The 14878-nt window shown below is 61.0% G+C and carries 11 protein-coding genes and 1 tRNA gene; 5 read left to right on the forward strand and 7 right to left on the reverse strand.

All coding sequences use genetic code 11. The features are described 5' to 3' along the window. Positions 1–74: 74 nt before the first annotated feature. From radC to AC3EA7_RS15105, 5 genes are all read left to right on the forward strand, one after another. Positions 75–776 carry a RadC family protein gene (radC, locus tag AC3EA7_RS15085; RefSeq protein WP_488614889.1) on the forward strand — a complete coding sequence of 234 codons (702 nt, stop codon included), beginning with the start codon at positions 75–77 and terminating at the stop codon, positions 774–776. Between the two features lie 96 nt (positions 777–872). After that, positions 873–2783 (forward strand): VanW family protein, encoded by a 1911-nt coding sequence (locus tag AC3EA7_RS15090; protein WP_488614890.1) that lies wholly within the window; start codon positions 873–875, stop codon positions 2781–2783. A 19-nt stretch (positions 2784–2802) separates the two neighbouring features. Beyond that, complete coding sequence (gene mntA, locus AC3EA7_RS15095) at positions 2803–3222, forward strand: type VII toxin-antitoxin system MntA family adenylyltransferase antitoxin (RefSeq protein ID WP_488614891.1); 420 nt, start codon at positions 2803–2805, stop codon at positions 3220–3222. Beyond that, positions 3219–3650, forward strand: a complete 432-nt coding sequence (gene hepT, locus AC3EA7_RS15100; protein WP_488614892.1) for a type VII toxin-antitoxin system HepT family RNase toxin — start codon at positions 3219–3221, stop codon at positions 3648–3650. The genes mntA and hepT overlap by 4 nt, the downstream gene beginning before the upstream one ends. Continuing rightward, on the forward strand, positions 3647–4912 hold the full coding sequence (locus tag AC3EA7_RS15105) for a glycoside hydrolase 5 family protein (RefSeq protein WP_488614893.1): 1266 nt from the start codon (positions 3647–3649) through the stop codon (positions 4910–4912). The genes hepT and AC3EA7_RS15105 overlap by 4 nt, the downstream gene beginning before the upstream one ends. Before the next feature lie 6 nt (positions 4913–4918). Here the strand turns inward: AC3EA7_RS15105 and ndk are convergent, their stop codons facing one another. From ndk to AC3EA7_RS15140, 7 genes are all read right to left on the reverse strand, one after another. Continuing rightward, entirely contained in the window at positions 4919–5368 is a 450-nt protein-coding gene (ndk, locus tag AC3EA7_RS15110; protein WP_488614894.1) for a nucleoside-diphosphate kinase, read from the reverse strand. A 150-nt stretch (positions 5369–5518) separates the two neighbouring features. Next, on the reverse strand, positions 5519–5878 hold the full coding sequence (locus AC3EA7_RS15115) for a roadblock/LC7 domain-containing protein (protein WP_488614895.1): 360 nt from the start codon (positions 5876–5878) through the stop codon (positions 5519–5521). A gap of 43 nt (positions 5879–5921) precedes the next feature. After that, positions 5922–9818 carry a tetratricopeptide repeat protein gene (locus tag AC3EA7_RS15120; protein ID WP_488614896.1) on the reverse strand — a complete coding sequence of 1299 codons (3897 nt, stop codon included), beginning with the start codon at positions 9816–9818 and terminating at the stop codon, positions 5922–5924. 222 nt (positions 9819–10040) lie between these two features. Next, positions 10041–10117: transfer RNA gene (locus tag AC3EA7_RS15125), tRNA-Pro, on the reverse strand. Next, positions 10095–11996, reverse strand: coding sequence for an adenylate/guanylate cyclase domain-containing protein (locus AC3EA7_RS15130; protein WP_488614897.1), 1902 nt, complete (start codon positions 11994–11996; stop codon positions 10095–10097). Before AC3EA7_RS15130 ends, AC3EA7_RS15125 begins: the two co-directional genes overlap by 23 nt. Before the next feature lie 118 nt (positions 11997–12114). Next, a complete protein-coding gene (locus AC3EA7_RS15135) occupies positions 12115–12768 on the reverse strand; it encodes a deoxynucleoside kinase (protein WP_488614898.1) in 654 nt (217 codons plus the stop codon). A gap of 21 nt (positions 12769–12789) precedes the next feature. Then, on the reverse strand, positions 12790–14850 hold the full coding sequence (locus AC3EA7_RS15140) for a glycosyltransferase family 39 protein (RefSeq protein WP_488614899.1): 2061 nt from the start codon (positions 14848–14850) through the stop codon (positions 12790–12792). Between the last annotated feature and the right edge of the window lie 28 nt (positions 14851–14878).

The raw sequence follows: 14878 nt of genomic DNA on the forward strand, positions 1-14878 counted from the left end.
GATTCGATTCGGTGCGCCTGCGGGAAGATGCGCGTCCAGGCAGCCTTCCCGCAGGTCAGATACAGGAGCGCCCAATGACCGACTATCACATTCGCATCCGGGAACTTCCGGCAACCGACAAACCACGCGAACGGTTGCGCGCCAGCGGCGCCGCCGCACTTGCCGACGCCGAACTCCTGGCAATTCTGCTGCGGGTCGGGATCGAAGGGGTGAACGCCATTCAACTCGCGCAACAGTTGCTCGTCGAATTCGGCGGATGGGCAGGGTTGCAGCGTGCTGACTTCGAGGAACTGGCGCGGCGCCGTGGGATGGGCGAAGCAAAAACCGCCCAACTCAAAGCGGCGCTCGAAATCGGGCGACGACTGTTGCTCGCGAGCGGCGAGGAACGGTTTCAGATCCGCTCCCCGACCGACGCGGCGCAACTCATGCAGATCGAAATGAGCCATCTCGATCAGGAACAGTTGCGCGCAATCTGCCTCGACACCAAAAACCGCGTCCAGAAGATCCAGACAGTGTACGTCGGCAGCCTGAACGCATCAATGGTCCGCATTGGCGAGGTGTTCAAGGAAGCCATTCGTCTCAACTCTGCATCGATCATCGTGGTGCATAATCACCCCAGCGGCGACCCGACCCCCTCGCCGGAGGATATCGTTGTCACCCGCCAGATGATCGAAGCCGGGCGGTTGCTCGACATTGATGTGCTCGATCACCTGGTGATCGGCAACGGGCGTTTCGTCAGCATGCGCGAACGCGGGCTGGCGTTCGCCAGGTCTTGACAGCCGCATGCAGACATGATACGCTTTACACGCTGCTGTGTTTGATCGTATTATGAACAGAGAATCGGCATCTGCTGCGTCGCCTGAGTTTCCGCCATGTCGGAGAAGTACTACCAGGAGTATGGTCCCATCCGGCGGCGCAAAGGCGAAGGGCGCGTGCTGATCGATGAGCCGCCCCCCGAATTGCCGCCCGAACCGCCAGCGCCAAAACCGCCGCGTCGCGTTCCGCCGGTGCGCCCCCGCCGCGCGCCGGTGATCGGCGTTTTGATGGTCATTGTGGCGCTCGGTGTGGCGCTCTACTTTGCGCAACCCTTCATAACCGACGTGATTGCCGCCGACCGTGCGCTGCCCGGCGTTAGCATTCGCGGCGTCCCTGTCGGCGGCATGGCGCGCGAGAAGATCCAGACGTTGTTGACCTCGCAGCACGAAGCGTTTCTGAAGGCGCCGCTGACGCTGACGTTCGAGGGACGCACCTGGCGTCCGTCGCTCGACGACCTCGGCGTTCAGTTCGAGGTGGAACAGACGGCAGCGCTTGCGCTCGGCGTCGGGCGAACCGGCAGCCCGTTGCATCGCATCGAGGAACTCTGGGCAGTACGGCAAGAAGGCGGCGTTGACATTGCACCACGCCTGCGCGTGGATATCTCCCGGTTGCAACGCTACCTGACCGGCCTCGCCAGTGAGATTGAACAACCGCCGCGCGATGCAGCGCTCAGCATCGCCGCAGGCAAAGTGCTCCCCACCGCTGCGCGCGCCGGACGGCAACTTCTCGTAGACGCGACGGCGCTTGACATCCTGCGCGTTCTGCAATCTCTGGAACCGCGCACCGTTCCACTGCGCACCCGCATGCTCGAGCCGACGCTGGCAGATGAAGATATCGCCGCTGCGGTTGCAGATGCCGAACTGTTACTGAGCCGGCCATTGGAACTGCAGCAGGGCGAACGACGCTGGACGTGGGATCAGGAGCGGATCGCAGAAATGCTGACCATCAGTATCATTGATGGTCGCATGTTTGTTGATATTGATCAGGCGCGCCTTGAGCGTGCGGTTGCCAGGCTCGCGCAGTTCGTCGACTCACCGAGCGCCGAACCGCGCGTCGCCTTCCGCAACGGGCGGTTGCAGATTGTTGCGCCAGGGCAAGACGGCCTGCGCCTCAAACAACCGGAAGCCATCGAGGCAATCCGCCGCGCCCTGCGCACCCAGGATCATGTCGTTGAACTGCCGGTCGAAACCATCCGCCCGCAGATCACGGCGGAGACGTTGCCCTCCCTCGGCATCGTCGAGTTGGTGGCGGAAGGCATGTCGAGCTTTGCCGGATCGGCTGAGTACCGCATCACCAACATCAAAGCCGGCGCTGCCCGGATGAACGGCGTGCTCATTCCGCCTGGCGCAGAGTTTTCGTTCAACACCCAACTCGGCGCGGTTGACGCCGAGCACGGTTTTGTCCAGGGGTACGCAGTGATCGGCAATCGCACGCAGCTTGAATGGGGCGGCGGCGTCTGCCAGGTCTCGACTACAGTCTTCCGCGCGGCGTTCTGGGCAGGTCTGCCGATCACCGAACGGCATGCGCATCCGTTCTATATCTCCTGGTATGATGCCTTCAGTTTCCCCGATCAGGCGGCGCCTGGCATGGACGCAACCATTTATACGGGGGTGCAGGACCTTAAGTTCGTCAATGACACCGGCTACTGGCTGTTGATGGAAGCAGTCGCCGACACGAAAGCGCAGGTGCTGAGCGTGCGTCTCTACGGTACGCGACCAGACCGGCGCGTGGCGGTGGTTGGTCCAGAGATCGCCAACATCGTGTCACCTCCGGCGCAGGCGGTCTACGTGAACGACCCGAGTTTGCCTGCCGGAACGGTGCGCCAGACCGACCGGGCGCGACGTGGGATGGACATCAAGGTGTATCGGGTAATTACCGAGGGGGGAGTGCAGCAGACGCCGGAATTGTTCTTCACCCGCTTCAAAGCCTGGCCCGATGTGTTTGTGCGCGGAACCGGCAGTCCGTAGAATGGATGGAATGGTCACAGTGTCCGACATTGCATTCGACGCGATCTTTGCCGACACGCCGGTGCTGGTGGCCTGGCTCTTCGGCTCGCGCGCCGGCGGACGCACGCATGCCCGTAGCGACATCGACATCGCAGTGCTGTTCGACCCGGAGACCACAAAGGAAGAGCGTGAGCGCTGGCGTCTCGAATTGATCGGGCGCCTGAGTGACGCTTTTCGTTCTGATGTCATTGACCTGGCGATCCTGAACGAGGCGCCGCCGCTGCTGCGCTACGAGGCGTTGCGTCCGCGTTACGTCCTGTACAATCGTGATGATGAGGCGCGGGTAGCGTTTGAGGTGCGCACCATGCAGGAGTGGTTCGACTGGGCGCCGCGTTACCGCCGCCTGCTGCGCGCCCGCATGAAACAGTTCGCTGAAGGAAACGTGAGACTCGGTCCATGACCGGCGCACTGACCATTGCCCGTCATCTGGCGCAACTCCAGGTGTATCTGGCGCAGTTGCGCGAGTTGCAACAGCACTCGCGCGCCGATCTCGATAATGATTGGCGCATACGTGCGACGGTTGACCGTACCCTTCAGCTGGCTATCGAGGTCGTTATCAGCGTCTGCGACCAACTGATTGCCGGCCTCTCGTTGCCGCTGCCCGACGCCGGACGTGATGCGGTGCTGGCAGTGGCGCGCGCTGGCGTTATCTCCGATGATCTTGGCGACAGGCTGGCGCAGGCTGTCGGCTTTCGCAACATTCTGGTACATCAGTACCTGTCGATTGATTATGATCGCGTCTATGACGCGCTTCAGCACGATCTTTCCGCATTTGAACAGTTTCTCACCCAGGTCGGAACATTTCTTGACGCGCAGAATCAGCCATGACGACGAATGAGACCTTCTCATTGGGCGTGACCTACTGGCCGCGTCGTGTCGGCCCGTTGCTCTGGCAGCGCTATGATCGCGGCGCAGTGCGTGAGGAATTGGCGCACATCGCCGCGATTGGGTTCGATACCGTGCGCTTCTGCTTGCTGTGGGAGGATTTTCAGCCCGGACCTGAGCGGATCAACGGCCGCGCAATGCGGCGCCTGGAGCATGCGCTCGACACAGCGCACGCCGCCGGTTTGCGGGTCGTTCTGGCGTTTTTTCCGGTGGCTACGCTTGGTCAGTTGCAGGTTCCGTCGTGGGCGAACGGTCCAGACATCGCCGGCGCGTTACGCCGCGCCCGGCATGGCCAACCGCTGCTGCTCGTGCGTCCGCCGGGGTTGATCCGCGTTCTGACCGGCGGACGGTATCGCCCGGTGCAATGCGGCGATTTCTTCAGCGATCCGACAATTGTCGAGGCACAGCGCTACCTGGTGCGCGAGATCGGCGGCTACTTTGGCGATCATCCAGCAGTTTGGGCTTGGCAACTGGGTGAAGGGTTCGAGCGTGTTCATCGCCCCGAGTCGGATCGGGCAGCGTCGCAGTGGTTTGCAGCGATGAGCGACGAACTGAAGCGCGTTGCGCCGCGTGCTATCTGTCTGGGGGTCATCTCTCCCACCGGCTTGAAACGTCGCTCGGGCCCGCGACCTGAGCATGTGGCACAGCATTGTGCGCTCGCCGGCGTCACAGTCGATCTCCCGGAAACGCCGGCGGATTACCAGACGCGGCACACGAACCCCGCCGCCTATCTGCACGTACTGGCTGCCGGTCTGGCTGAACGACGGATCATCGTCGTTGGCGTCGGGATGCCGACAGTAGCGAATGGCGAGACCGCCGGATGGTTCGACGACGACCTCTATGGCCGTACAGCGCTGATGTATCGAGGGACGGCAGGCGAACAAGCGGAGTTCCTCTATACAGCGCTGGAGCGGCTCTACACCGATGGGGCGGCTGGCGTGTGGCTGGCGGCGTATGCCGATGTCCCCGAAGAGATGTGGCAGACGCCGCCGCTTGATCGCACCCGATGCTACCGGACGATGGGGGTCGTCGATGGGCTGGGACGCGAGAAACCGGCGGTTAGCGCCGTGCGTGATATTGCCCGCCGTATCCGCAGCGCATCGACGCTGCCTGCACCACCGTCTGCTGTTGATGCCGAACGCTACTGGAGCGACCCGGAACATCTATTTCACGAGTGGTGGCGCGAATTCAACAGCAGCAGATAAGGCGATCTACTCATAAATCCACTGATCGGCGCTGCGGCGCATATCAACCAGTTCCTCGGCACGGAAGAAGAGATTCACCTCCATCTCGCCATTTTCCGGCGAGTCGGAGGCATGGATAAGGTTCCGCCCGATCTCGAGTGCGAAATCGCCGCGGATGGTGCCCGGCGCCGCCTTGACCGGATTGGTTGCCCCGACCATCGAACGCACGATTTCGATGACGTTCGCGCCGGTTACGACCAGCACCAACACCGGACCGGAAGTAATGTAGGAGATCAGGCTATCGAAGAACGGCTTGCCCTCATGAACCGCATAGTGCCGACGCGCCAGCGCCTCATCGATCTGGATCAACTTCATGCCGACAATGCGCAAGCCGCGCTGTTCGATCCGCGTCAGGATGGGTCCAATCAATCCACGCTGCACTGCATCGGGCTTCAGAATGATGAGAGAACGCTCCATGCCTCCATCTCTCCTTTATCAGTAACAGAACACAAACATCGCGCCCTGAGCATGACGCTCACGGGCGCGAAACCAGCAGTCGAACGACCCTTGACCGGGCACTGCGCCGTATCATGTGAGTAACACCTCACCAGGGACGACAGACTCGATTCAGATCGGCACGGCCTCGCTGATCCGTTTGGATGCCCGGCGCATTTCCATCTTCACCAGACCAAGATTGACCATCCGCTGAGTAATAACGACCAGGATCAACTCGCGCGCCTCGAGCATAAGAATCGACCCCCGCTCGGCGTCAATAATCGAGTCGATCAGCATGCCGACGCCGATTCGCCTGGTGGCTTTGTCAATCTCGCCAAACACGGCAGCCGACATTGCACCCAGGATCTCAGCGTCTTCCTCGTCCATCAGCGTACTGGCGACGACCAGGCCATCCTTTCCAACGAGCAAACTTCCAATGACCCCTTCGACCCGGATGAGGTCTTCAACAATCCGGCGCATATTGACAGTCATCGTTCTTTACCGTTCACAGAAGCGCAACTGACGTCACGCGGCTTTATGCCTGTCCTGGTATCCAGCTATACTCGCGCATCGCGTCGCGGAAGCGCCCCTGACGCGAGTAAGCGTCGCCAAGGGTGCGATGCAGTTTACGCAACAGATTCGTATCACTGGTTTCAGCGATCATGTCGGTCAGATCGTCAACAATCTCATCAAGAAGCGCATTCTGCTTGATGAGCCGGCGATAGTGCTGCATTGCAATCTCTGTCATTCCCACCTGACCGCCAACGCGCGCAATCGAGAGTCGCAAGATATGGTTGTTCGGATCGGATTCGAGCATCTGCAAATACTCTTGCAGTTCCGGGTAATCGCTCGGGTCGTGGATCACCGCAGGCGGCGGCGCTGGCGGCGAAACAGGTGCAGCAGACGGCGCTGGCGGCGGTTTCACAGCCATAGCGGGTGGCGCTGGCGGCGAAACAGGTGCAGCAGGCGGCGCTGGCGGCTGCTCGATACGTTGTGACGATGCCGGCGCTGGCGTGATCGTCGGCGTCGGCGCTTCTGCCAGATCCGGCGCTGGCGGTTCGGGCAGCGGCGCCGCTTCGGTGTCAGCAACCACCGGTTCCAGATCGAACCACGCAGCAGTTTCAGTTTCGACTTCAGCGGCAGGTGAAGGCGATGCGCTAAAGGATGCTGCCGTCTCGTTCAACAGGGCGATCTCTTCTTCCGACAACCCCAATTCTGCCAGCGAGAAGGGGGTAAGCGGCGGTTCTTCCGCTGGTGGCGCCTCCTCCACGCTGCTGGCGGCGATCATGGCGATTTCATCGTCTGCTGCGTCGGACTCTTCCAGTGAGAAGGGGGTGAGCGACGATTCTTCCGCTGGTGGCGTCTCCTCTGCACCGCCGGCAGCCGCCGCAGCGAGCATAGCGATTTCATCGTCGGACAACCCGAGTTCCTCCAGTGAGAAGGGGCGCATCAGGTCTTCTTCCTCTGCTTCGAATGCAGCCGGCGCGACGGCGTCTTCCGGCATCAACGGAGACTCATCCTCCGCATATTCTGCGTCGAGGTCGATCACTTCGTCGCCATCGCGGATCTCGATCCGCGCCATGTGGAGCATGCGCCCGATCTCGTCGATCCGCGCCGCTTCCGCCTCGGGGTCTTTCACTGCAGCAATGATGTCAGCAATATCGACATAGCCGCGCTCACGACCGATCTGGATCAGTCGGTCAACAACATCATCGCCGCCGATGGCTTCGGGCGCAGGTTCAACCGGCTCGAACGCAGCGGCAGGCGGTTCACTCACAGGTGTCAGTTCCGGCATCCACTCGAGATCACCGCCCGTTCCGAGGGCTGCCAGTTCTTCCTCGGTAATGCCCAGGCGCCCCTCATCGTACTCCACCCCCTCTTCCTCTAGGTCCGACAGGTCGAACTCTGCCAGCTCCTCTTCCGAAAGACCCAGATCGGTAAGCGAGAATGGCTGCAATTCCTCGATGTCGAGCGATTCTTCAATAACAGGCTCTGCCGCAGCCGTGGGCGCTGGCGCTTCCCCCCCGCCTGTCAATGGTTCGACAAACGGTTCGGGCGTCTGTGGCGCTTCAGAGATCTCGATCTCAGGCGCCGACTCCGTGAGAGGCTCGGGTTCGACAGAAACCGGCGATTGGGCAGCCCCCCCCAGATCACCAAGCCCCAGCGCTGCGATTTCTTCTTCGCTCAACCCCAGGTCGGTGAACGAGAATGGTTGAAGCTGACCGCTGGCCAAAGCGTCTTCGATGCTTTCCACTTCCTCGAGCGGTTGGGGCGGCGGCTCCAGAGCAGGAGGCATGACCGGCGGTTCTTCCTGCACCGGTGCGCTCATCTCTGCCCGCGCCGCCGGCGCCTCAGACGCACTATCCAGTCCAAGGGCGGCGATCTCTTCGCCGGTCAGTCCAAACCCGGTCTGCGCTGCCGACGCCTCAGGCGCGCTGCCCAGTCCGAGGGCAGCGATCTCTTCGTCGGTCAGTCCAAGATCAGTGAACGAGAACGGTTGAATGACCCCACTGGCAACGGCAGACTCAACGCTTTCCACTTCTTCGAGCGAAATCGCCTGAAACTGCCCGCTATCGTCGGGCGGCTGCGATTCGACGGGTGGTTCAGCAGTAAAAGAGGGGGCGCCAGGCTCAGGCGACTCATCGTCGCGCAGGGATACATCGTCCAGTGAGAACAGACCCAGGTGTTCATCTGGAGCGATAGGCGGCGGCGGCTCCTCCGCCTGCGACAGCGGCGCGCGTTCACGCTGCTTTTGCAGTTTCGAGAAAATGGTGCCCGTGTCCGGCGTGGAAGCCGCCGATGTTGATTGAAAGAACGACGGTTCCGCGCGTTGGGTTGGTTGTTGCCAGCTAAAACCGCGTGGCAGGAAGGTATCCTCCTCTTCGATCGGGGTTTCGCCCGCTTCTTCCGGCGTAAGCCCCGCCATTCGCGGGCGTTGCGGCGCCGGCGGTTCTTCCAGCGAGAAGGGTTGCAGTGACGGCGGCAACTCGCCAAAATCCGCCTGACCGCTCATGCTGCCGATATCCAATTCTTCGATCGAGAACGGCTGCAAATCGGGCGGCACGTCGCCAGCCCCGGATCCAACATCACGTCCTGCTGCCGGGGCGTGCCCGCCCCTTTCAAAATCGATATCGTCGAGCGAGAAGGGTTGTGCGTCAATATCGAAATCTTCGAGTTGTGATGGTTGGGACGCCGGCGCCGCCGTAGACGCGCTATCGAGCGCCGCAATTTCGTCCGGCGTCAACCCCAGTTCGTCCAGCGTGAACGGGCGCATCGCGCTCACCTCGGACGACTCCGCCGGCGTAGCGGCGCCGGCAACCGGCTCCACCTGCGTCGAAACCTCTGCGGGACCGGACGGTTCTTCTTCCAGCGCGCCGAGGCTTGCAAGTTCAGCCTCGCTTAACCCCAATTCTTCGAGCGTAAATGGGCGTGTATCGGAACTGATTTCAACCTCGGCTTCTTCGACCGAATGCGATACAACAGGCGGCGCAGCGTCGATCGCCAGCAGGCTGGCGAGAAAATCATCGCTATCGGCATAGGAGGGCAGCGGTGCTGATGGCGGAGGCGGAGGAGGCGCAGCGACGGCGGTTGGCGTCGTAGATTCCATCGAACGGGTGGCGGCGAGTTGTTCGGCGGGCGCCGCCACCTGCCGATTGAACCATTCAGTCTCATCCCATTCTGGAAGGGTCGGTTCCGGCACATCGACAGGCGGGAGCGACTCGAACAATGCCCGGGCCATACTCTGATACGGATCGATGGCTGCTGCCGTCTTCCAAAACTGTTCACCGGACGGGTTGCCGGCAGCCAGTTCGATATACCCTAGAATCAGGTTTGCCTTCAGTACATTGGACTGCTTCGCAAGAATGCTGCGGCACACCTCTGCCGCTTCCTCTTCCTGCTCATCGCGCCAGAGCACTTCCGCGAGCGCCACACGAGAATCGAAACGGTCGGGCTGATCCGCCACCACCTGGCGAAACTCAGAGATGGCCTGTGGCAGCATGTGCCCTTTTGCATACAACCGCGCCAGTCCAGTCCGGCTGAGACGCAGGTGCGCATATTCGCTCCCCCATGCATCGGTGTAGAGTCGCAGCAACTGGCTCCGCAGCTCCGGCAGGTCGGGCTTGATTTCCAGAGCGCGTTCAAATGCCGAAATCGCGCGATCAAGCTGTCCAAGCCGCTCGCAGGTCATGCCAAGGCCCACGAGCGCCGGAATATGCTCCGGATCGAACGTAAGGACGCGCTCGAAATCAGCACGCGCTTCTTCATACTGACGATTGGCCAGATGCGCTTCTCCCAGCATCTGGTGCGCTTCCAGGCAGTGGGGATAGGTCTCGAGGATATGATGCGCCATTCCGATAGCGCGATCGAGGTCATTGGTTTCGAGCCATTGCCGAGCCTGGTCGAAAGCCGTCTGCAGGCTCATTCGTGCCATTACGCTCCTCCCGGTGTCGAACTGCGGCGACGGCAGTGTCGTGTAATCTTTTACGGCCTGAAAAGAAACAGTGTGTGTCAGGGCGCAGCAACACCCCATCATGCGTAAAACTAGAGGCATTATAGCGCAAGCGTCAAGGGGATGCAAGAGGAAGAGCGCCTTAATCGCAAACGACGCAATGACCTGCAACAGCACGTACAGGTCGTTGTTGGGTGCACGGTATGGTCGGGGCGACTGGATTTGAACCAGCGACCTCCTGAACCCCATTCAGGTGCGCTACCAGGCTGCGCCACGCCCCGTGACGCTCTGTATTGTAGACCCGCCTGGCTGTTCTGTCAATGGCGCGTCTGCCCGATCCATCGGATGCGTCACCCAGACGCGCGTGAGTTTGAATTGCTGCGATAGACCGCGCAATTCGCATTCGAAAAACTCCAATTCGATATCCTCACGTTCCAGCACAGCATGTACCAGTGGATCGTCGGTCAGTGCGTCGGTCAGCACGATATCGCCGCCGATGCTCTCGTTCTGCACGCGAGCGGCAATGTTTACCGTCGAACCGAAGTAGTCGAGCAGGTTGTTGGCATTGACTGCAATACAGGGACCGCTGTGCAAACCCAGTTTGACCCGCAACGCCGGATTGCCGCGCGCCATTTCGCCAAGCGTGAATTCGCGCTGAATCTCCAGCGCTGCGGTAACTGCGGCCTCGGCTGAGGAAAATACCGCCATCACCGCATCGCCGATGGTCTTGACGAGCGATCCATTGTGGGCGCCAATAATTGCGTTCATCAGGGTGAAATGGTCGCGTACCCGTGCATAGGCTGGCGAGTCGCCAATTTGTTCGTAGAGTGCGGTCGAACCTTTCAGGTCGCTGAACAGAAACGTCAGACTCCGAACGGCGATGCCAACCCCCGGCGATAACGCTTCCGACGAGAACAACTGGCGAAACTCGGTGAGCGATGTCGCCAGTGCGGCGCTGGTCGCCTGGGAACTCCAATCGCTGCGCTCGATGACAATCAAAGCCGGTGTATCGGCGCCGTTGTCAATAACGATCGTCACCTCGCCTGCTCCGATGAGCGATTCGTCGATGCTGGCGGAGTCCGCGTCGAAGACGATGTGTGCGGTTTGCGCGGCGGCGCCGCTCACGACTTCAAATGCGACCCGCCCTATCATCTGGCGGCTGCGCAGACGGTAACGGTCAGGGGTGAGACGCAGTTTCACCATCCGCCGTCCTCGTGCGGGCAGCGCGATCTGCGCAACGATGTGGGGGGTGTTGGCAGGCCCGCCGATGCAATAGGAGACATCGACCGCTGCGCGGATGGATGGATTGACATTGAACCGTACTTCGATCGACTCATCGAAATTGGTGTCGTAGCGCACGTCGCACGATGGACAGTAGGAGTCGTGTTCGAGATCGCTGAGCGAACCGACGCGCCGGCTCGGTCCGCGGCAACTGGGGCAGAGTACGTCCCATTCGAGATCGAGCATCCCGACACGGGTGGCGTACAGACACAGACGCAGCACCTCCATCCGCGGCTCGTCCCACAGATCAGCCAGCGCAAAGGCGCGCATCTTGAGTACCTGCGGATCGTCGGCACGAACGATATGATCGGTCAACCGGTCGATCAGCGCTTCGCGGATGCCGAACGCCCGCAAGCGGGCAGCCACGATACGGAGACGCTGATGATTGACACGCGGCGGGCGAACCGGTGGAAGCGTGATCGTCCCAGGTGTCGCCGCCAGCCGCCCCAATTCGCGGTATGCCCGGCGCATGGCGCGCAACATCCGCTGTCCGACGATCAGACGCCCGCCGATGTTTCCGATGATATTGCGCGGCGTCATATGGACTTCGACATCGATCTTTGTGCGATCACCCGGCAATGGGGTGAAACGGGTGGTGGTCTGTAATCGTTCCACCGGGAGCGGTGGAGCAAATTCGCGCTCGACCGAAAACTGCTGCTCGAAGATCCATTCAAAGGGATGCTCGCGCCAGCTGACCGGAACCCCCAGAAAATGACCATAGACGATCTGCACGAGATCGCGATCCGGCTGAGTGCGCTCGAACGCCGGCAGACCGATCATGCGGTTTGTGCGGTCGGTGTCGGAGAGAATGGGCCAGAGACGCTCGACAGACGCATCGAGAACAATGCTGGAATGAAGATGGATCGTGTATGGTTCCATGTGCGCTGCCTTGCCGAGACTTATCGAGTCGACCGCCTTTCCACTAAGCAGGCGGCTCGAAAACATTATACCGGCAGCGTAAACCAGAACAGGATGAGGGAATGATTACAATCTGCGCTTATGGAACGAAACGTTCCTGCACCATACCGCGCACTCCCAGCGCCTGCGCAACTAGTTCGACCACTTCGCGCCGTGCGGCGGCGGAGTGGGCAAAATCGAGATCATCGGTTTCGATGCGCAATACCGGGCACAATTCAAAGCGACGCAACCATTCGTCGTAGCGCCGGTTCAGATGTTCCAGATACGCAGGTGGAATGGCGCGCTCCACAGGGCGGTCGCGTTCATTGATGCGCCGGATCAGCGTCGGCACGTCGGCGTGGAGATGGATCAGCAGCGTTGGCGGCGCAATGCTCTGCACCAGCGCCAGGAACAACTGCCGGTAGGTGCGAAAGTCGCGGTGGCTGAGGATGCTCTGTTCCAGCAACCCTTTGACAAAGACCTCGTAGTCTTCGTAGATGCTGCGATCCTGGCAAACCGAAATCGGCGTATCGGCAATCTCGAGGTGTTGCTGATAGCGCTGCGTCAGAAACCAGATCTGCGAATGAAATCCCCAGCGTTCGGGGTCGCGGTAATAGTCTTCCAGATACGGGTGATCGGCGACCAGTTCGTAGTAGGGCTGCCAGTTGAATTCTTCCGCCAGAATGCCGACCAATGTGCTTTTGCCGACGCCAATATTGCCGGCGACGGTGATATGGAAACGTCCGTTTCTCACAGGCGCTCTCCTGTCGGTGCGTCAGGGCGGCGTATAAGCGATGAACAGGACGACCGGCTCCCATTCTCCCTGAAAGCGTTCGACTGTGCCGCCGGGGAAACGTTGCTGCACCAGTGCCAGTTCCGCTTCGCGCTCGGGCAGGAAGATGAAGAGCGGACGCTTTCCATCGGGCGGCGGCATGATCTGCGCCGGGTCGGTCACCGGTTCGTTCACGTCTATACCCTCAATGCCGGCAGCGACGAAGCGGATGGTTCCATTCCCGAAGAAAATGCGCGGCGGAGTGAACATGTAGAGATACACCGGCGCTGGTTGCGCGTTCGCATAATGCGACAGTTTGGTGACGATTTCGGTGTTCGTCCAGCCGTATGTGCGGCGCGGGATATAGTCGCGGAAGTAAAAGTTCAGGTTCCATGCCGCCAGCAGGACAACCAGGACCGCAGAAAGCAACGCCCGCCGATCCGTCCATTGCAACGCCTGCCCGGTGAGCATTGCAATGCGCTGGAGCGCCAGCATCACCAGCAGGCAGAGGGCAGGCGCAGTTGTGACATACCGTGGACTCTCAGGCGTGTTCACCAGCAGCATGCCACCCAGCACCGCAGCGCCCGTCAACCAGGCAATCGGGAGAAACCACTCAGAACGACGCCAGTTGACCAGCGCCAGCGCCACACCCAGCACCAGCAAGACGGCGGAGACCGAGTCCAGCAGCGCAATTTTCGGGTCGTACCAGGCGCTGCGATCGGGCATGAACGTGTACGCGCCAAAACTCTGGCGCGTCTGATCGATGATGATCTGAGCCAGCGGAACGCCTTCTGCCAGTTTCTGTTCCAGCCAACCGCTCTGCACCACGCCGACCATCGCCAGGCGGGCGGTCAACGCGGATGGGTTGGCGACGAAATGGGCGATCAGGGGTCCAAACCCCAGCAGAAATCCGACGACCATCAAAGGCAGGCGTGGCGCCAGCCAGCGGAAGCGGCGCCGGTCGGCGATGGCGAGGTGAGCGACAAGAACGGCCACCAACACCGGCGTCAACCGCGAGCCCATATAGAAATGCTGCGCCACACCACAGATAACCCCCGTCCATCCGAGGGCAAAGGGCGACGATCGGCGTATGCCGGCAAAGAATGCAATAAATGCGGACAATGCCAGGAGCGGATCGACGATATTGTTGACACCCAGGCGGCTGAAGTGGATATGAAAGTGAAAACCGGCGAGGAGGGCCGCTGCGCCGAACGCGACGCCGCGCCCGAAGAGCGGGCGCGCAAACAGGTAGAGCAGCGGAATGGTGGCTGTGCCGATCAGCGCCGAGAGTATGCGCAGACCGAACACATTGTTGCCGAAAACGCTCAAAGAGAGCGCCTGAAGGAAGAACCAGAGCGTCGGATGCGACAGCCAGCCGGTGACGAATGGATTCGTGATGCGTCCTTCCAATACGCCGCGCGCCTCCATGCCCATCTCACCCTCATCGCCGCCGAAGTTCTGCGGGATAGTTTCGATCAGAGTAATACGCAGCGCGAGGGCGAACAGGGTCAGAGCCGCAACCGCAAGCAGTTCACGGCGGTCCCAGCGGACTTCTTCAAAAGAGCGTTCGCGGTGATGATCGAGGAATCGCGCGCCTGCCAGAAAGAAACCCATACTCGCCAGCCAGGCGATCAGCGCCGGCAAGGGGCGCAGTGCAGGCGTCGCCGTGCACCAGAATGCGATGCCGCTACTCACGAGCGCCAGGAAGAACAACGGGTAAAACGGCGGAAGGCGATCCAGCCACACAACAAACCGTGGCGTGGCGTCGGGGTCCTCGACCGTTGTCCGTTTGGGCGTCCACGCGCCCAGCACAACGAATGTCACACCGGCAAGCGTCAGCAGCACAACTCCTGCCGCAAGATTCGGCGGCGTGCTCATCAGGAACGTCTGACCGATCCACGCCAGAGCGAGGGTTGCCAGGAGCAACGTCAACAGGTTGGCGCCGGCATACGAACGCGGTTGTGAGTCGGTGAGAGGGTCTACGGCTTCCGTAGAAGGCGAACCGTTTTCTGAGGTGATGTCCTCGTCTTCGACAGTTGGCGGTGTCGGTGCGACGCTTTTCATGAACAATCCGGCATATACGTTACGCGCA

It is taken from the genome of Roseiflexus sp., assembly GCF_057785375.1.

What these genes read in the sequence shown, in the direction of transcription:
- radC (WP_488614889.1), top strand. Translation starts at nt 75, where the DNA reads ATGACCGACTATCACATTCGCATCCGGGAACTTCCGGCAACCGACAAA.
- AC3EA7_RS15090 (WP_488614890.1), top strand. Translation starts at nt 873, where the DNA reads ATGTCGGAGAAGTACTACCAGGAGTATGGTCCCATCCGGCGGCGCAAA.
- hepT (WP_488614892.1), top strand. Translation starts at nt 3,219, where the DNA reads ATGACCGGCGCACTGACCATTGCCCGTCATCTGGCGCAACTCCAGGTG.
- AC3EA7_RS15105 (WP_488614893.1), top strand. Translation starts at nt 3,647, where the DNA reads ATGACGACGAATGAGACCTTCTCATTGGGCGTGACCTACTGGCCGCGT.
- ndk (WP_488614894.1), bottom strand. Translation starts at nt 5,368, where the DNA reads ATGGAGCGTTCTCTCATCATTCTGAAGCCCGATGCAGTGCAGCGTGGA.
- AC3EA7_RS15115 (WP_488614895.1), bottom strand. Translation starts at nt 5,878, where the DNA reads ATGACTGTCAATATGCGCCGGATTGTTGAAGACCTCATCCGGGTCGAA.
- AC3EA7_RS15120 (WP_488614896.1), bottom strand. Translation starts at nt 9,818, where the DNA reads ATGGCACGAATGAGCCTGCAGACGGCTTTCGACCAGGCTCGGCAATGG.
- AC3EA7_RS15130 (WP_488614897.1), bottom strand. Translation starts at nt 11,996, where the DNA reads ATGGAACCATACACGATCCATCTTCATTCCAGCATTGTTCTCGATGCG.
- AC3EA7_RS15140 (WP_488614899.1), bottom strand. Translation starts at nt 14,850, where the DNA reads ATGAAAAGCGTCGCACCGACACCGCCAACTGTCGAAGACGAGGACATC.